Origin of the sequence: Actinomyces sp. oral taxon 181 (assembly GCF_018370895.1) — a bacterium.
Taxonomy (GTDB): Bacteria; Actinomycetota; Actinomycetes; order Actinomycetales; family Actinomycetaceae; genus Pauljensenia.
Genome location: NZ_JAGYZL010000003.1, coordinates 85,326 through 103,292 on the forward strand (window position 1 = coordinate 85,326; position 17,967 = coordinate 103,292).

The 17,967-nt window shown below is 55.2% G+C and carries 13 protein-coding genes and 1 tRNA gene; 3 read left to right on the forward strand and 11 right to left on the reverse strand.

Features of this window, described 5'->3' with window-relative positions; genetic code table 11:
* Positions 1-94 precede the first annotated feature (94 nt).
* Together KHW85_RS02265 and pepN are read left to right on the forward strand one after the other, a co-directional pair.
* Entirely contained in the window at positions 95-2,059 is a 1,965-nt protein-coding gene (locus KHW85_RS02265) for a M13-type metalloendopeptidase (protein ID WP_291458634.1), read from the forward strand.
* 144 nt (positions 2,060-2,203) lie between these two features.
* Complete coding sequence (gene pepN, locus KHW85_RS02270; RefSeq protein WP_291458635.1) at positions 2,204-4,762, forward strand: aminopeptidase N; 2,559 nt, start codon at positions 2,204-2,206, stop codon at positions 4,760-4,762.
* Between the two features lie 63 nt (positions 4,763-4,825).
* Here the strand turns inward: pepN and KHW85_RS02275 are convergent, their stop codons facing one another.
* Positions 4,826-6,106, reverse strand: a complete 1,281-nt coding sequence (locus tag KHW85_RS02275; protein ID WP_291458636.1) for an MFS transporter — start codon at positions 6,104-6,106, stop codon at positions 4,826-4,828.
* 173 nt (positions 6,107-6,279) lie between these two features.
* Between KHW85_RS02275 and KHW85_RS02280 the strand changes: the two genes are divergently transcribed.
* Positions 6,280-8,301: an oligopeptide transporter, OPT family gene (locus KHW85_RS02280; protein ID WP_291458637.1), complete on the forward strand. Its 2,022-nt coding sequence runs from the start codon at positions 6,280-6,282 to the stop codon at positions 8,299-8,301.
* Positions 8,302-8,466: 165 nt separating this feature from the next.
* Here KHW85_RS02280 and KHW85_RS02285 read toward each other — a convergent pair.
* The 10 genes from KHW85_RS02285 to KHW85_RS02330 all read right to left on the reverse strand — a co-directional run bounded on the left by KHW85_RS02285 (position 8,467) and on the right by KHW85_RS02330 (position 17,807).
* Positions 8,467-8,539, reverse strand: a tRNA-Ala gene (locus KHW85_RS02285).
* Between the two features lie 101 nt (positions 8,540-8,640).
* Positions 8,641-9,420 carry a histidine phosphatase family protein gene (locus tag KHW85_RS02290; protein WP_291458638.1) on the reverse strand — a complete coding sequence of 260 codons (780 nt, stop codon included), beginning with the start codon at positions 9,418-9,420 and terminating at the stop codon, positions 8,641-8,643.
* Positions 9,417-9,842, reverse strand: coding sequence for a ribosome silencing factor (rsfS, locus tag KHW85_RS02295; protein ID WP_291458639.1), 426 nt, complete (start codon positions 9,840-9,842; stop codon positions 9,417-9,419). The genes KHW85_RS02290 and rsfS overlap by 4 nt, the downstream gene beginning before the upstream one ends.
* Positions 9,843-9,935: 93 nt before the next feature.
* The gene (nadD, locus tag KHW85_RS02300; RefSeq protein WP_291458640.1) at positions 9,936-10,547 is read right to left on the reverse strand and encodes a nicotinate-nucleotide adenylyltransferase; all 612 of its coding nucleotides are present in this window, start codon (positions 10,545-10,547) and stop codon (positions 9,936-9,938) included.
* An 11-nt stretch (positions 10,548-10,558) separates the two neighbouring features.
* The gene (locus KHW85_RS02305) at positions 10,559-11,839 is read right to left on the reverse strand and encodes a glutamate-5-semialdehyde dehydrogenase (protein WP_291458641.1); all 1,281 of its coding nucleotides are present in this window, start codon (positions 11,837-11,839) and stop codon (positions 10,559-10,561) included.
* A 3-nt stretch (positions 11,840-11,842) separates the two neighbouring features.
* Positions 11,843-12,952: a glutamate 5-kinase gene (gene proB, locus KHW85_RS02310; protein ID WP_291458642.1), complete on the reverse strand. Its 1,110-nt coding sequence runs from the start codon at positions 12,950-12,952 to the stop codon at positions 11,843-11,845.
* Positions 12,953-14,476: a GTPase ObgE gene (gene obgE, locus KHW85_RS02315; protein WP_291458643.1), complete on the reverse strand. Its 1,524-nt coding sequence runs from the start codon at positions 14,474-14,476 to the stop codon at positions 12,953-12,955. It abuts the gene before it with no gap.
* Positions 14,477-14,574: 98 nt separating this feature from the next.
* Complete coding sequence (gene rpmA / locus KHW85_RS02320; RefSeq protein WP_009748005.1) at positions 14,575-14,835, reverse strand: 50S ribosomal protein L27; 261 nt, start codon at positions 14,833-14,835, stop codon at positions 14,575-14,577.
* 29 nt (positions 14,836-14,864) lie between these two features.
* Positions 14,865-15,185 carry a 50S ribosomal protein L21 gene (rplU, locus tag KHW85_RS02325; RefSeq protein WP_034251010.1) on the reverse strand — a complete coding sequence of 107 codons (321 nt, stop codon included), beginning with the start codon at positions 15,183-15,185 and terminating at the stop codon, positions 14,865-14,867.
* A gap of 174 nt (positions 15,186-15,359) precedes the next feature.
* Positions 15,360-17,807, reverse strand: a complete 2,448-nt coding sequence (locus KHW85_RS02330; protein WP_291458644.1) for an Rne/Rng family ribonuclease — start codon at positions 17,805-17,807, stop codon at positions 15,360-15,362.
* Positions 17,808-17,967 lie beyond the last annotated feature (160 nt).

Sequence of the window (17,967 nt, forward strand, 5' to 3'; positions counted from 1 at the left end):
CGGGGGTATTTACCATGTAATCATTCGCAGGAAACTTAGGTATCCCTAAACATTAGGGGTGCAATCGCACGTCCGAGCAACGTACAGTGTCCCTATGACTGAGACCCAGAGCTACCGCCCTCAAGACGATTTCTACCGCTTCATCAACGGCCAATGGCTTGCCACCCACAAGATTCCTGCAGATCGCCCGATGGACGGCATCTTCAACCAGCTCCACGATCAATCTGAGCTATGGGAAAAGGAGATTGCCGAGGATGCGAGCTTAGGCAAAATCCCAGGACACAATGCAGAATTAATCGCCCATCTCTACGGCACCTTCATGGATGAAGAAGCTGTCGAGACCGCAGGCTACTCCCCTATTGCAGGAAAGCTTGAGCGTCTGCGCTCCGTGAGTACACACCTCGAACTCGCACGCTTAATGGGGACTTTCCGCTACGAAGGCATTGGAGGCCTCTTCGGGAGCTATGTCGGCACCGATGCCCACAACTCCAGCCGGCACCAATTGGATATTTACCAGAGCGGCATTTCACTTCCCGACGAGGCCTACTACCGCGAGGAGCAGCATCGCCCAATCCTCGAGGCCTGGGAGGCCTACGTTGCCACCCTCTTCACCCTTGTCGGAATTGATCAGGAGCAGGCAGCTGAACATGCTCGCGCGGTCAAAGAACTGGAAACGCAGATAGCGTCCTTCCATCGCGATGCAGTCTCGAACCGCGACCCGCTCTTGGCTGATCACCCCATGACATGGGAGGAACTGCGCAGCTCTTATCCCTCATTCCCCTGGGAAGAATGGGCCACCTCCGCGCATCTTCCCATCGATAAGGTCGATACTCTCAACGTTTCCCAGCCAGAATTCCTTGAACATGCAACCGCGCTCTGGTCTCAAACGGATCTTGAAACACTGAAGCTGTGGATGGAACATTCACTCATCGATGAATACGCGATGCTGTTGTCGAGTGAGTTTATTGAGGCATCTTTCAACTTCCACGGTCGAGCTCTTTCAGGAACCGAGGAACTTCGCCCCCGCTGGAAGCGTGGACTTTCCCTGGTATCTTCTCTCCTTGGCGAGGCCATGGGTGAAATTTGGGTGTCGCGCCATTTCCCTCCTGAAAACAAGGCCATCATGGACGAGCTTGTTCATTCTCTTCTTGAGGCCTATCACCAGTCCCTGTCCACATGCGACTGGATGGGTGAAGAAACCCGAGCAGCAGCTCTCAAGAAGCTCTCAACTTTCACCCCGAAGATTGGCTACCCCGACCGTTGGATCGATTATTCTCCGCTGAGCGTGGAGTCCCTTTCCCTTGTTGATACTGTCGAGGCCGCGACGAGGTTCCACGTTCAACGCCGCTGGGATAAGTTGGGCGGCCCCGTCGATCGCAGTGAATGGCATATGACGCCTCAAACGGTCAATGCCTACTACGACCCAACAATGAACGAAATTGTTTTCCCCGCGGCCATTCTTCAAGCGCCCTTCTTTGATCCAAAGGCTGACGATGCATCGAATTTCGGTGCAATCGGTGCGATTATCGGTCATGAGATTGGACATGGATTCGATGACCAAGGTTCGCGTTTCGATGCAGAGGGAAATCTGGAGAACTGGTGGAGCGAGGAGGACCGTGCTCGTTTCGAAGAACGCACAAAGCGCCTGATCGAACAATACGATGCTCTGACCCCACGTGATCTTGAGGGCGAGGAGCCTGCGCTCCACGTCAATGGCGCATTAACTCTGGGTGAAAACATTGGAGATCTCGCTGGTCTTTCTATTGCCTGGCAGGCCTACGTCTCTCGTTTGAATAAAAAGGGGGAAACACCAGAAACTACCCCTGTGATCGACGGATTAACCGCGGCGCAGCGCTTCTTCACTTCCTGGGCACGCGGGTGGAGGACCGCTATCCGACGCGAATTCGCCAAACAGCTCCTGAGTATTGACCCGCACTCCCCCGCAGAATTCCGTTGCAATCAGGTTGTCGCAAACATGGATTCCTTTGCTGAAGCTTACGATCTGGGACCCGATGACGCGTTGTGGATTGCCCCCAACGAACGCGTTCATATTTGGTAGCTAGGACAACTGAGTTTTCATTTCGTCACAACAATGCAACAGATGGCGCGGCAAGGTTCGCACCATCGGCGTAAACATGCAAAAATAAACACGTTTACGCGCAGCATGCGCGTGTGAATCGTCAACACAATTGGAAGGTACTCAATGCCTGGCCTGAACCTGACGCGCGAAGAAGCACAGCAGCGCGCAGCAGTGATCTCAGTTGATCACTACGACGTCGAACTCGACCTCACTCGCGGAGACAGGGACTTCCTTTCTCGCACCACCGTTACCTTCAGTGCGACTGAGGGAGAGGCGACCTTTGCTGATCTAGTCTCGAATAACGTTCATTCGATCGTTCTCAACGGCGAAACTTTGGACCCGGTGATTCACCAGGACAACCGTATTTCCCTTCCTCCCCTTGCAGCCAACAATACCTTGACTGTTGAGGCTGACTGCCAGTACATGCACACCGGCGAAGGCCTTCACCGCTTCGTGGACCCCGCGGATTCACAGGCCTACTGCTACTCGCAGTTCGAGGTTCCCGATGCCCGCCGTGTTTTTACAACTTTCGAGCAGCCCGACCTCAAGGCGACCTTTACTTTCACTGTCACCGTTCCTGCAGGATGGAAGGTCTTCTCGAACTCGGCTACCCCCGAGCCTGAGGTTCACGAGGATCGCTGGACGTATCATTTCGAAGAAACCGAGCGCATCTCAACCTATATCACTGCGATTATCGCTGGCCCCTACCAGGGCGTTACCGATTCCCTAGTCTCCAGTGATGGCCGCACAATTCCCCTCGGCGTGTGGTGCCGCGCATCCCTTATCGACTCCTTGGATTCTGATCGCATCCTCGAAATCACCCGCCAGGGATTCTCCTTCTTCGAGGCCGCTTACGGAATTCCTTACCCCTTCAAGACCTACGACCAGATCTTCGTCCCCGAATACAACGCGGGTGCGATGGAGAACGCCGGCTGTGTCACTTTCCGTGACCAGTACATTTTCCGTACCCGCCCCACGACTGCTGACTTGGAAGCTCGTGCCAACACGATCCTCCACGAGCTGGCACACATGTGGTTTGGCGATCTGGTCACCATGCAGTGGTGGAACGATCTGTGGCTCAATGAGTCTTTCGCTGAATTTATGAGCCACTTGGCTCTGGCTGAGGCAACCGAATACACAGAAGGTTGGACCGGCTTCATGCTCCGTAAGGACTGGGGTATGAACCAGGATCAGCTTCCTACCACTCACCCCATTACCGCTGAGATCCGTGATCTTGCCGATGTTGAGGTGAACTTCGACGGTATTACCTATGCAAAGGGAGCCTCGGTTCTCCGCCAGCTAGTCAGCTATGTTGGCCGCGAGCACTTCTTCGCAGGCCTGCATGAATACTTGACGAAGCACTCCTACCAGAACGCAACCTTGGCAGATCTTCTTGACGAACTTGAAAAGGCCTCGGGCCGCGATCTCAAGCAGTGGTCGCGAGTCTGGCTGGAAGAAGCAGGCATCACTCTGCTTCGCCCCGAAATTGAGGTCGACGATAACGGGACGATCACCAAGCTTGCTGTGCTTCAGGAGTCTTTCTCTGAGGGGTCATCTCTGCGTCCTCACCGCTTGATTGTTTCCGGTTACAGCGCAAACGAAGAGGGAACAATCTCTCGTGTCTTCAGCCAGGAACTTGATGTTGATGGCGCCTCGACCATCGTCGAAGAGGCTCAGGGAATCGCACGCCCTGATCTCATCCTCATTAACGACCAAGATCTGGCCTACGCAAAGGTTCGCTTGGATCCGCAGTCTCTTGACTTTGCAATCCGCAATATCTCACGCTTCGAGGATTCCTTGACTCGCGGCGTGATCATGGCCTCGGCTTGGGACATGACCCGCGATGGTGAGATGCCCGCACACAACTACCTCACGCTGTTGCTCACCGCTCTGCCTGTTGAGCGCAATGCGACCATGCTGCGTCTTTACCTGCGTCACCTTGACCAGGCACTGGAAACCTACGTCGCGCCTTCGAAGCGTGCTGCTCTGCAAGAGCGCGTTGCTTCAGCTTTGCTTATCCTTGCGCGTACCGCGGCGGCCCACTCCGACGAACAACAGCTTTTTGTGCGCGAGCTTGCGCACTGCGCTGTTCTCCCCGAGCACTTCGAGGCCATTCAGGGACTCTACGACGGAACCCAGACCCTGATGGGCCTGGATCTGGACGTTGACCTGCGCTGGGCTCTTCTCATTGCTCTGGTACGCGGAGGCGTTGCCGGCGAGGCCGAGATCGCAGCCCTCGAGAGCGAAGACGACACGATGACGGGTCACCAGAAGGCCGCCGCTGCGCGAGCCGCAGTGCCCGATCAGGGTGTCAAGCAGCAGACATGGGATGCTGTTCTTCGCGATCTGTCCATTCCCAATGACACCCGTTGGGCGATGGTTTCAGGCTTCTGGGCCCAGGCGCGAACGAACCCCGACATGTATGTCCCGGTGGTTGCCGACTACTTCGATTCTCTTGAGCAGATCTGGAGGGATCACACCTTCCACATCGCTGAAGATATTGTGACCTTGATGTTCCCCAAGGCCATTGCGGGATACACCCAGGGTATCGATCCGATCGCCAAGGGAAACGAGTGGATCTTCAACCACCGGACGGCATCAGCTGCATTGCTTCGCCTGCTCCGCGAGCAGATTTCGACCACTGAGCGCATGCTGAACGCTCAGGCTGCAGACCTGAACTGATATAAGCGATATAAGTGGGGGTTGGTTCTACGTGAACCAACCCCCACTTTGTTTTATACGAATTTAGACTTCAAGCTCATCATCGATCATTCCCGTTCCGGCACCAACAAAGGTTGCTACGCCCATGAGTAAACCGGTTACGGACATGGCAATCAATGGAATGGTTTGATTCCCAAGCGACTGAAGCAAAAGACCAAAACCAATCGGTCCAACTGCAGCGATGATATAGCCGATCGGCTGAACCAAGGCCGACAGATCCGCAGTCACTGCGGCATCGCGAGAGCGTGCGGGAATGAGCGCCAAAATCAGTGGGAAGGTAAAACCGCCGATTGCTAAGAGTGATACCCAGATCAGTGCATAGCTCCCGGGGAACGCTGCAAGTCCAATCCAACCGCTGAAGGCAAGAAGACCCAAGAATGCAGCGAGCCATGGAATATGCGTTCCAACGGTATCAATCATGAAGGGAATCACCAGTCCGCCAACAACCGCCCACAAATTGACCAGCGCCGCCATGAGAGAAGCAAAGGATGCAGAGTACCCGGAATTCATCAGAATTTGAGGAAGGAAGGCAAATTGCACATAGGCGTTGAGTGATTGCAGCCCAAATCCAAGAACCAGAGCAATAGCTGTTCGCGAGCGGTAGATTGGCAATCTCGAGGTCGAAACTCGCAGAGAATCTTCCTGATTTTGAGGTTTATCGTCCGAGAGCGATTCATGCACTACCCGCACCGCTGCGCCATCAGGGCGATCCTTGCCTGCACGCACTGTAACCCTGATCCACACCAGACCTGCCAAGAAGGCAAAGACAACCCAAGCTGCCAGAGAATACTGCCAATAACGGCCATCCCTGCCAGCAAGAGGAACAGCAAGAGCTGAGCCAAAGGCACCGCCGATTAAAAGGAGCGTCCCATAGGCAGTTACAAGCAGGGTCCCCCTCCCGGCCTCGTGGAACTTAATCCACGCGGGAACCAAGACATTAGCCAGCGCGGGCCCAACGAGAGCAACAACACTGAGGACACAGAAGAAAGTAAAGTTCCCAGCCCAGGGACGAAAAAGCAAACCAAGCCCACTGATGAATGTCCCAAGCGTGAGGAGCATACTCATTCCCCAGCGCTTCGACATGGGGACGGCCATCAGACCAACACCTGCAAAAACCAAACAGGGAAGAGCAGAAAGAACTCCCAGTGCACCCGCGCCCGCGTGATAGGCCTGCGATATATGCCCAAGTAACGGTCCAATTGATGTTGCCCCGGAACGCATGGTCATACTCATGACGACGATGCCAAGGAAGGCAAGAGACGTCGAGACTGCGGCTCTGGAATACGATTTTCGCCGTTCAGTCATCATCGCTGTGTGTTCTTCATTTCATTATCCCCAGTATTTACAAAATTTTCCCAAATTGTGACCATGCATTGAACTTAGTTTTCATAAGGAGATTAGACTTGTAATCACTAGTCTGACCGAGAGATGGCCGCATTAGCGACCACACCCACCGTCAGCACACGGAAAGGATTCACGTGTCTACGCCTACAACGAGCACTCGCTCGTCACTAAAGGAATTAACCTTCCGCGGCATTATTATTGGTGGAATTATCACCCTATTGTTCACCGCGGCAAACGTTTACCTCGGATTGAAAGTCGGATTAACCTTCGCAACCTCGATCCCTGCAGCCGTCATCTCGATGGCAATTCTACGGTTTTTTGCCGATCACACCATCCAAGAAAACAACATCGTCCAAACGATTGCATCTGCTGCAGGAACTCTTTCCGCAGTAATCTTCATCCTCCCCGGCTTGGTCATTGTCGGCTGGTGGAGCGGCTTCCCCTACTGGACGACAATGGCCGTTTGCGCAGTCGGTGGCCTTCTAGGCGTTATGTACTCGATCCCGCTGCGCCGAGCGCTGGTAACCGGATCTGATCTGCCCTACCCCGAAGGTGTCGCAGGAGCCGAAATCCTCAAAGTCGGCGATGCACACGAGAAGTCAGACGATAACACTCTTGGCCTCCACGCAATTATCTGGGGTTCGATTTGCTCAGCAGCGATGTCTTTGCTGTCCTACATGAAGGTTGCATCCTCATCGATTTCCGCAACGTTTAAGCTCGGAGCTGGAGCAACCTCGATTGGCACTTCCCTGTCGCTTGCCCTGATCGGCGTTGGGCACCTTGTTGGATTGACTGTTGGCATCGCGATGCTCATCGGCATGTTCGTTTCCTACTTCATCCTGATTCCCTACTTCAGCGCCGGCCAGCTTGATGGATCGGCATTGTCTGATGTCGTCGATACAGTCTTTTCCACCCAAGTACGTTATATCGGTGCAGGTGTCATGGCTGTTGCCGCAATCTGGACCCTTATCAAGATCATTTCTCCGATCGTCAAGGGAATCCGCGATGCAATGCGCTCCTCACACACCCGTCACGATGGTGGCGAGGTTCCTCAGACCGAACGTGACATCCCGATCACGGTTGTCGCACTGGTGATTGTGCTGTCAATGATCCCCGTGGGCGGCCTGCTCTGGCTGTTTACAAACGGCACGGAAATCGCACATAACACAGCAATGCTCATCGCTGTTTCGGTGATCTTCACCCTTCTTGCAGGCCTTCTGGTCGCAGCGGTCTGTGGTTACATGGCCGGCCTCATCGGTTCATCCAATAGCCCCGTATCCGGCGTGGGCATTTTGGTTGTCGTCCTCACTGCGCTGGCGATTGTTGCGGTTCACGGTCACGGCTCCTCTGCTGCAGAGACAACAGCCCTAATTGCCTACACGCTCTTTACCGCAGCGATTGTCTTCTGTATTGCGACGATCTCGAACGATAACCTGCAGGACCTCAAGACCGGTCAGCTGGTAAACGCAACCCCGTGGAAGCAGCAGGTGGCTTTGGTCATCGGTGTTGTTTTTGGCGCGCTTGTCATTCCTCCGGTTTTGAACCTTATGCAGAATGCCTTCGGTTTCCAGGGAGCTCCCAACGCCGGCGCTGACGCGCTTGCCGCTCCTCAGGCCTCGTTGATTTCCGCCCTCGCAAAGGGCGTCATCGGTGGAACTCAGAATTGGAGCCTCCTGGGTCTGGGAGCCATCATCGGCATTGTTATCGTCATCATTGACGAGGTTTTGAACCTCACCACGAAGCGTCGTTTTGCTCTGCCGCCTTTGGCAGTGGGCATGGGTATGTATCTTCCCGCCTCGCTGACGATTCTGATTCCCGTCGGCGGCATCATCGGCTTCTTCTACGATCGTTGGTCGCTCACTCGCAAGGATCCCGAGCGTGCTCGCCGTATGGGTACACTCCTAGCAACCGGCTTGATCGTCGGCGAAAGCCTCTTTGGCGTGATCTACGCGGGTATTGTTGGCGCAACAGGAAGTGAAGAACCCCTTGCCGTCGTGGGCGATTCCTTCGCAACGCCGGCAACCTTCATCGGCGCGATCTTCTTCATCGGAAGCATTGCCCTCCTCTACCGCTGGATTCGTGGAGTGGTTGCGCGCACGGATAGTGAGCCTACCCTTCCCGAGGCAGGAGCTGAGGAAGCAATCGACGTGCACTAAGCGTCGCTTAGCCTAAAGTTGGAGGGGAGCCGGATTTGATCCGACTCCCCTCCCGCTCTATTCGAAGCACTCCCTGAGATCACTTCTTATCAGTAGCCGCGCGTATTTAACTTCTTTTCCTATACAAAAATCCGCTGGATGTTCACACATCCAGCGGTCTTTTTGTGGAGCTAAGGGGATTCGAACCCCTGACCTCTTCCATGCCATGGAAGCGCGCTACCAACTGCGCCATAGCCCCGTAGGTTCCGGCGATTTCTCGCTCGGACCTGTTAAGAATAGCGGACGATACCCGCCAAGGCAAAATTAACGAGCTGTGCGAGGAAACACACCTGCGCTCCCCTACGCCCCAAAGACCTCCGGGCGAGCCCCAACATTGTGTGAAGCCAGACGCCAACGGGCCGCACCCGAGGCACCAGAACCGCCGCCACCGGCAAGAACAAGTTCTGACCAGTGAACATTGTCAACGCCGCGAATGCAATCAAAATGACGCGGATCCAAGCCGATCGTGGACATCACACCGCGCGCGATAGCAGCGCCATGCGAAACGGCAACCAAAGTACCACCTTCGGGGACCTCTGCGGCATGCTCAAGCACGGCCTCGCGAACGCGATCGCCCACTGTGCCTCCGGGCTCAACACCAGCTCCCGCACTTTCGCCCGTCTGACGCCACTCAAGCAACCACTCGGGGTATTGCTCGGCAATATGATCGAAATCCAAACCTTCAAAAACGCCGTAGGAACGCTCGAGAAGGCGCTTATCGACCGCGATCTCCCCCACATCTACGCCTAGGGTCTTCAGCTCCTCAGCCAATGCCTGAGCAGTATTTAACGCACGTTCCAAAGGTGAAGAGACAAGACGAACAGCCGTTGCTGAAACATAATCGGCGTTCAGACCACCAATTCGACCTCCACCGGCAAGCCGGCGAGCCAGAACCTTACCGCCTTCGACAGCCTGCTCACGACCAACCGAGTTCAAAGGAATATCAATAATCCCCTGGAAACGATGCTGGACGTTGTAGTCGGTCTGCCCATGGCGAAGAAAAACAATCCGCCGTGCGCCAGCAATCTGGGAATACCCAGCAACGGCCTCGGCAGAAACGGAAGAAGTATCAATACTCATTCGCTCATCTCCTCAATAACCTGTGAAGGAGTCATAAACGGACGCACGCGTGCACCGGGCGCCACGTCAGGAAGTTCAAGGCGGGTAATTGTCTGATCTGACCACAAACGCTCAAGAGCGTAAAACTCGCGGTCTTCCTGGCTCATCACGTGAATAACAACATCGCCGTAGTCGGCCAACACCCAGGTTCCTTCGCTGCGACCCTCGATGCGTTGAGGAACGATGTGGTAATCGCGCCCAATCTCATCCATGATTTCCTCAGCGATTGCGCGCACCTGACGCGACGAAGGGGCAGAGACCAGAAGGAAAGACTCCGCGATCCCCAGACGCTGTGAAACGTCAATCAACACTGGATCCTGCGCGAGTTTATTGGCCGCGCCGCGCAGGGCACTGCTAATCAGGTCTTTGCTTTGAACGTCCACATTTTTCCTTTCGCCGTTTTCAGTCTGCCATTTTCTGGTCCGTGCGGCTACCGAAGGACACGATGGTCCAGCAACTGAACGACTGTATGAGGGCTACTGATACAGCCTGTATTTGTTGATGTATTGGACAACCCCATCGGGCACTAGGTACCACACCGGTTTTCCACGTTCGACACGCCTGCGGCAGTCGGTTGAAGAAATTGCCATTGCGGGCACCTCCAGTAAGGACACCGACGAAGCTGGAAGTTTCTTCGCATCAAGCACGTGTCCCGGACGTGTCACCCCAATGAAGTGCGCAATTTCGAAGAGAAGATCAGCGTCTTTCCACTGGACGATCTGTGTCAGTGCATCCGCACCAGTGATGAAGTAGAAATCCGCATCCGGATAGATTTTTCGCAGATCGTGAAGAGTATCGATCGTATAGGTTGTCCCGCCTCGATCAATATCGACTCGCGAAACTGAGAATCGGGGGTTCGAGGCCGTCGCGATCACCGTCATCAAATATCGGTGTTCCGCAGGAGTCACTTTGCGACCCGCTTTGAAGGGTTGCATAGCCGTGGGGACGAAAATCACCTGGTCGAGCTGGAAGACATCCATAACTTCAGATGCCGCCACCAAGTGACCGTGGTGGATCGGATCGAAGGTTCCACCCATAATTCCGATCGAGCGACGTCGTTTTCCCGAGGCCGAGTCCAAAGTTGGCATGCTTCCCTTCCCTACTTTCGAACTGCTCCGTCACCTTCAATAACCCACTGGCTGGTTGTCAGCTCAGCCAATCCCATTGGACCACGGGCATGTAATTTCTGCGTGGATATACCGATTTCCGCACCCAATCCAAGTTGTCCACCATCAGTGAAGCGTGTCGAGGCATTGACGGCAATAGCTGCGCTATCAATATTTGAGCGGAAATAGTTCGCCGCACTTATTGAAACCGTACAAATCGCTTCTGTGTGTCCTGATGAATAGCGACGAATATGTTCAACCGCTTCTTCAATAGAGTCAACGACCTTCACTGCCAGGTCCATTGACAAATATTCGGTACGCCAGTCGTCCTCTGTCGCCTCGCTGATCAAATTCTGATCAACGCTACTCACATGCGCGGCACATTCACGCGCTGCAGCATCGGCATGAATGCGCACTCCAAGACGAGTAAGCTCCGCCAAAGCTTGAGGGAGGAAATTATGAACCATATCGCGGTGGACAAGAAGGGTTTCAGCTGCGTTACAGACCCCCACCCTTTGAGTTTTCGCGTTGATAATGATTCGCAGCGCCGCATCAACGTCTGCCCCCGAATCAACATAGACATGGCAGTTTCCCGTTCCCGTTTCGATAACAGGAACGGTCGATTCTTCCACCACTGCACGGATCAGGCCTTCGCCACCGCGCGGAATCAAAACATCAATACCTCCGCGTGCGCGCATCATGGCACGTGCCCCATCCCTCCCCCAGGGATCAACTGTTTGGACAAGATCAGCTGAAAAACCAAGGGAATCAATGGCCGAACGAATAACCTCAACAAGAGTCTCGTTGGTATTCTGCGCTGCGCTTCCACCACGAAGGATCACCGCATTTCCGGCTTTCAAACACAGGATCGAGGCGTCGACAGTGACATTCGGACGAGCCTCATAAATCATCCCAATAACACCCATGGGAACTCGAAGCTGAGTAACACGAAGACCATCGTCTGTACGACCGCCACGGATCACGGTACCAACGGGGTCCTCAAGAGCAATAACGTCAAGTACCGCGCTGGAAATCGCGCGAATACGGGATTCATCAAGTCGGAGACGGTCAATAAGACCAGCAGCCATACCGCGTTCTTCGGCACGCTGGCAGTCCTGCGCATTCGCATGAAGGATCTGCTCACAGTGGTCGACGATTGCGCGAGAAATCGCCAGGAGAATGCCGTTGCGCTGCGCGGTAGTCGACGTTGCCAGCGCTCGCTGCGCCCGCTTCGCACGGTCAGTCAACTCGAAAATATCCAGATCATTACTCATGTTCTACTCCCGAACCAGAAGGGCTAGATCATCGCGGTGAACCGCTGGGCGCATGTGCTTATTCGTTTCCGAGCCCTCGTGCGAGTCAATGATGCGCGCGAGTGTATCTGAGTCGTAGCGCGAAATTCCGCGCGCAATCAGTCCATTATCATCTGCAATGTCGACAACATCGCCCGCTGAAAAAACACCCAAGACCTCTCTAATACCCGCGGGAAGAAGGGATTTCTTCCCATGGGTAATTGCTCTGCGTGCACCGGCATCAATGAGTAATTGACCATTAGAGGTGGCGACATGGGCAATCCAAAGCGTGCGAGAAGCTGGGCGATGACGCGTGGGTTCAAACCACGTACCAACTGCTTCGCCGCTGAGAGCCTCGCTCAAACGATCAGCACTGGTAAGAACAACTCCGATGCCGGCATGTTGCGCCATGCTAGCTGCATGTAGCTTCGTTGCCATGCCTCCAGTGCCCACCGACGAGCCCGCTCCCCTGACATCAACGTTGCTGAGTTCATCGGTCGCGTGAACTTCAGAAATTAAACGAGCATCGGGCTGCGAAGGAGGAGCTGTATAGAGCCCATCGACGTCGGTCAGCAGAATCAAGATATCCGCACCCACCATTTGCGCGACATACGAGGCCAGCCGGTCATTATCACCGAAACGTACCTCACGGGTCGTGACCGCATCATTTTCATTAATGATCGGCACAACACCGTAGGCAAGAAGTTTATCCAGCGCAGACATCGCGTTCGTGTAGTGTTCACGCTGCATCACATCCGCAGCGGTCAGCAGCACCTGCGCAACGTGTAGATGGTGAGCCTGGAAAGCTGAGGACCAGCGAGCCATCAGGTATCCCTGTCCCATCGCCGCAGCAGCCTGCACACTTGCAAGGTCCTTCGGGCGCGCACTCAGTCCGAGGGGCTCCAAACCGGCAGCGACAGCTCCCGAAGAAACAATGAGAATCTCGCATCCTCGCCTTGCCTTCGCCGAAACCAGCCTTGCAACGGAATCAATGCGATTCAGATCAAGCCCGCCATCCTCACGCGTGAGCGATGAGGAGCCGATTTTCACAACGATGCGACGCGCCTGTTGCACCGCACTACCCCTTGGGGACATTTAGCGTTCATCCTCCGGATCGGTCCAGACACCACTGGCCCTTTCGGTCCACAGTTCTTCACGAGCCGCTGACTTCGCGTCCATCATGTCGCGATAGCGTTCGCGACGTTCACTTGTTGTACGCCGCTCGTTTCGGTCCAGACGCAGGTCAGTTCCTCGCTGTCCAAGCAGCTCAGGACCGGTCGTCAAGGTAGGCTCCCAATCAAAAATAACGCCGTCGTGAAGAGTTCCGATAACGACGGTATCGCCAGCGTGAGCTCCCGCCTTCATCAGTTCTTCTTCTACACCGGCACCGGCAAGGCGATCGGCAAGGTAACCCACGGCCTCGTCGTTGGAGAAGTCGGTCTGGAGCACCCAACGCTCGGGTTTGCGCCCACGCACCTGGTAAACGGTCTCCCCCGCGTGTTCGACAACGCGGACGCTAATCTCATCCTTGCTTCCCACCGGTCGAGGCCGAAGAACCGTACGTGCCGCTTCGAGAGCGGGCAGTTGTGCTCGATGTTCATCGACAAGGCGAGCAAGCGCAAATGAAAATTCCTTCAGGCCTTCGTGGCTTACTGCTGAGACCTCAAAAATCGGCCAACCAAAGACCTCAAGCTCAGGCTTGGTAATCTCCGCCAAGTCCTTGCCGTCAGGAATATCGATCTTGTTCAGCGCGATCACACGAGGACGCTGCATCAGGGGAACATAGCCCTCAATCTCGCCTAGATCGCCTTCGTATGCAGCTAGTTCTGCTTCAATCGTCCGCAGGTCGGAAACCGGATCTCGATCGACCTCAAAAGTCGCAGTATCCAAGACGTGCACAATAACTGCGCAACGCTCGATATGGCGCAGAAAATCTAGACCGAGTCCCTTGCCTGCAGAAGCACCGGGAATGAGTCCGGGAACATCAGCAACGGTGAAGCGTGCTTCTCCAGCTTGGACAACGCCTAAGTTGGGAACGAGGGTTGTGAAGGGGTAGTCGGCAATCTTTGGACGCGCTGCAGACATCGCAGCGATTAACGATGACTTTCCAGCCGAGGGATATCCAACAAGGGCAACATCTGCAACAGACTTCAACTCCAGAACAACATTGTGTTCTTCACCGGGTTCGCCCAGAAGAGCAAAACCGGGAGCCTTACGCTTCTTCGAGGCGAGGGCAGCATTCCCCAAACCACCGCGGCCACCTTCGGCTACGACAAATTGAGCTCCAACCCCCGTAAGGTCAGCAAGGAGCTCACCGCGAGTCGACTTCACAACGGTGCCATCCGGGACAGGAAGAATTGTGTCCGCACCATTTTTTCCCTGACGGAAGTCACCCATGCCCTGGGTTCCATTTTCCGCGCGCTGATGCGGGTTCCGGTGGTAGGTCAGCAGAGTCGTGACCTGGGGGTCGACTTGAAGGATGACAGAGCCACCATTGCCACCGTTTCCACCGTCAGGTCCTCCCAGCGGCTTAAACTTTTCGCGTTTCACCGAGGCAACGCCATGGCCGCCATTGCCTCCCTGGGCGAAAATCGTTACTCGATCGACAAAGCTTGCCACTGTGGTCTCCAGTCTTGGCCAGTGCGCGCCAGCGCGAATCAGGATAGTGAAAAGGGGCATCCGGCCTTGTGCCGGACGCCCCCAATCAGCGGTCGGTCTCAGGCAGAGACCGGCTCAACGATGTTGACAACCCTACGGTCACGACGGGTTGCGAACTCAACCGCACCCGCGCGCAGCGCGAAGAGGGTGTCGTCCTTGCCACGACCAACGCCCTCACCGGGGTGGAAGTGGGTGCCGCGCTGACGAACGATAATTTCGCCGGCGTTTACCAGCTGGCCGCCGTAGCGCTTGACGCCCAGTCGCTGGGCGTTCGAGTCGCGGCCGTTGCGGGAGGAGCCAAGGCCCTTCTTATGTGCCATCTCGACGTCTACTTTCTATATCGAACGGTTCAGGCGATCTCAGTGATCTTGACAACCGAGAGCTTCTGGCGATGGCCCTGACGCTTACGGTAACCGGTCTTGTTCTTGTACTTAATAATGGAGATCTTCGGGCCCTTAGCAGAGTCAACAACCTCTGCCTTGACCGTGACCTTCTCCAGTGCGCTGGGTTCGACGGTGATTGCATCGCCATCGACCAGCATCAAAGGCTGGAGTTCGATGCTGGCACCAATTTCTTCTGCCAGCTTGTCGACGACGACGACGTCACCGACGGACACCTTTTCCTGCCGGCCGCCGGCCTTGACGATCGCGTAGACCACGTTGAAGCTCATCTCTTCTCGAAACTTGGACGGGCTAGGCTTCCACGTTCGAACAACGTTCCTCATCAAGAAACACTAAGCCCGTTGGCGCTCGTTGCGCCGACGATCAAATTTAGCTGAAAACCCCGACTGAAGCAAACCGCTAGAGGGATTTTCTTCGTTTTTTGGGTGTGTGCTTGGGCACTGTCACCCTTCAACCGGGGGTGCTGCGGGTTCACTCACGGCAACCCGGCGCCGGCGAGAGCGCTTTACAGGAGCTGTTTCTTCACTCCGCGGGGGAACGCTGATCACAATCTCTTGCGTCGTATGGGTTGCAGCAACGGGTGCAGCTGGCTCCGGAAGATCAATATGGACCCGAGTGGGTTCACTCGCCTCACTCACCGCGCGACGTCGACGTGAACGCGCAGGACGAGGCGGCTTAGTAGCCTTCTCGGGGGTCGAAGCTTCGTCACGAACCGCTGCAGATTGCAGCTGGGTTTGTTCGGGCGCAGCTGTGGGGGCATCCTGAGACTCGGAATCAGCTTCTCCCCCACGGGTAGCAGGACCATCTTCCTGGGGACGCGTGACCCTGCGTGAACGACGCTGGCGTTTTATCTCTGTCGAGGCCTCGCGCACAGCCTCTCGCTGCTGCGACGCACCCTGCTGTGCAGATTCGGACTTTTCATCCGAAACTTGCGCTTCATCGTCTTGGTGAGCAGACTGAGCTGATTCCTCACGACTGCTTGCAGCTGCGATTGCAGTCATCGCCTCACGAGCTCGCTCATGCTCAGGGCTATCCTCAACACGCGTACGATTTTGAGACTTCTTCTGACGCTTCGGGGCTTCCTCAGCCGCACCCTGAATCTCTACCGGGTGGTGATGGACAATGAATCCGCGGCCCTCGCAAGCCTCACAGGTGGTAGAGAATGCCTCAACCAGCCCCTCACCGACACGCTTACGGGTCATCTGAACCAGACCCAGTGACGTGATTTCAGTGACTTGATGACGTGTGCGATCTCGGCCCAAGCACTCAACCAGACGACGAAGAACAAGATCACGGTTCGACTCCAAAACCATGTCAACGAAGTCGATAATGACAATTCCGCCGATATCGCGCAGACGAAGCTGACGGACAATCTCTTCGGCGGCCTCGAGATTATTTCGGGTAACCGTCTCTTCCAAAGTTCCGCCCGCACCGATGAACTTACCGGTGTTGACGTCGATGACGGTCATGGCTTCGGTGCGATCGATGATGAGCGTGCCACCACTGGGCAACCAGACCTTGCGGTCCATTCCCTTGGCAAGCTGCTCATCCACGCGGTAGGCATGGAAAACATCTTCTGTTCCAACCCACTTGGTCACGCGATCAGAAAGCTCTGGAGAGAGCTCATCAACGTAAGCCTTGACCGTTTCATAGGTCTCGCTACCTTCAATGATGAGCTCTGCAAAGTCTTCATTGAAGATGTCACGGACAACACGAACCGCAAGTTCAGGCTCGCCGCGCAGCAAAACCGGGGCATTCTTCGTCGAAGAAAGCTTGGATTCAATATCGTCCCACTGCTTAGTCAAACGGCGAACATCATCGCGAATTTGTTCTTCCGTTGCCCCTTCAGCTGCGGTACGCACAATAACGCCGGCAGAATCAGGGACAACCTGCTTAAGGATCTTCTTCAAACGGATGCGCTCACGCTCAGGAAGCTTTCGTGAAATGCCCATCATGGAGCCACCGGGAATCAAGACAAGATAGCGTCCAGCCAAAGTAATCTGACTGGTCAGACGCGCACCCTTGTGGCCGATCGGATCCTTTGTGACCTGAACGAGGACCGGGTCACCGGATTTCAAGGCAGATTCAATGCGGCGAGGCTTTCCTTCAAGACCGACAGCGTCCCAATTCACTTCACCGGCATAAAGGACAGCATTTCGTCCCTTACCAATATCAACGAAGGCAGCTTCCATCGAAGGCAGAACGTTTTGAACGCGCCCCATATAGATATTGCCAACCGCCGTCTTTTGAGTACGGCGCGCAACATAGTGCTCGACCAGAAGATCGTCTTCAATAATTGCGATCTGATCTAGACCATCTTGGCCACGAATCACCATCTTACGATTCACAGACTCACGTCGAGCCAGGAATTCAGATTCGGTAATGCGGTGGTGACGACGTCCCTCACGACGCCCTTCCTTGCGGCGCTGCTTCTTGGCCTCGAGGCGGGTTGAACCCTTGAGTGCTTGAACTTCGTCAGCTCCCTCTTGAGCTTCAGAGGCGCGAACGCGACGGCGGCGACGACGGCGCGTCGTCTCTTCACCATTTTCAGAGTTATCCGCGCCGTCAGCAGCCTCACTAGCAGGTGCTGGCTGTTCTTTCTCGACAACCTCGGAAGCTTCTTCGTCCTGATCTTTACGCCGAGAGCGTCGGCGCTTTGGCTGAGCGGCCTCTGAGGAGGCATCGTCGTCTGCAGCCTTCTTTCGCGAACGCGAACGCTTCTTCGTCGTTGATTCTTCGGTCGTTTCCTCCGCCTTCACTTCGCGGGTACGCGAGCGACGACGGGGTTTTTCTTCCGTCTCACTCTGCAAAGTATTGGCGGGGGCAGAAAAAGTCGGTTCCTGGAATGTCGGAGCCTGGAAAAGCAGAGTTGCTGCTGGGGTTTCAGGCATGGCCTCTTCTTTCACAATGTCAGTATGTTGACCGAGCTCGCACTACTAGGTCTGTATTACACGCAATAAAGCGGAAGTCTTATCGAAGTTGCAACTGGCAACCACAGGCGTTCATCTGTTGCAAGCAGGCCGCTCTGTGATGAGTAGAGAGTGCGCTCCA

What these genes read in the sequence shown, in the direction of transcription:
- KHW85_RS02290 (WP_291458638.1), bottom strand. Translation starts at nt 9,420, where the DNA reads ATGAGTATTGATACTTCTTCCGTTTCTGCCGAGGCCGTTGCTGGGTAT.
- pepN (WP_291458635.1), top strand. Translation starts at nt 2,204, where the DNA reads ATGCCTGGCCTGAACCTGACGCGCGAAGAAGCACAGCAGCGCGCAGCA.
- KHW85_RS02305 (WP_291458641.1), bottom strand. Translation starts at nt 11,839, where the DNA reads ATGAGTAATGATCTGGATATTTTCGAGTTGACTGACCGTGCGAAGCGG.
- KHW85_RS02275 (WP_291458636.1), bottom strand. Translation starts at nt 6,106, where the DNA reads ATGACTGAACGGCGAAAATCGTATTCCAGAGCCGCAGTCTCGACGTCT.
- nadD (WP_291458640.1), bottom strand. Translation starts at nt 10,547, where the DNA reads ATGCCAACTTTGGACTCGGCCTCGGGAAAACGACGTCGCTCGATCGGA.
- proB (WP_291458642.1), bottom strand. Translation starts at nt 12,952, where the DNA reads ATGTCCCCAAGGGGTAGTGCGGTGCAACAGGCGCGTCGCATCGTTGTG.
- rpmA (WP_009748005.1), bottom strand. Translation starts at nt 14,835, where the DNA reads ATGGCACATAAGAAGGGCCTTGGCTCCTCCCGCAACGGCCGCGACTCG.
- rplU (WP_034251010.1), bottom strand. Translation starts at nt 15,185, where the DNA reads ATGAGCTTCAACGTGGTCTACGCGATCGTCAAGGCCGGCGGCCGGCAG.
- KHW85_RS02330 (WP_291458644.1), bottom strand. Translation starts at nt 17,807, where the DNA reads ATGCCTGAAACCCCAGCAGCAACTCTGCTTTTCCAGGCTCCGACATTC.
- KHW85_RS02265 (WP_291458634.1), top strand. Translation starts at nt 95, where the DNA reads ATGACTGAGACCCAGAGCTACCGCCCTCAAGACGATTTCTACCGCTTC.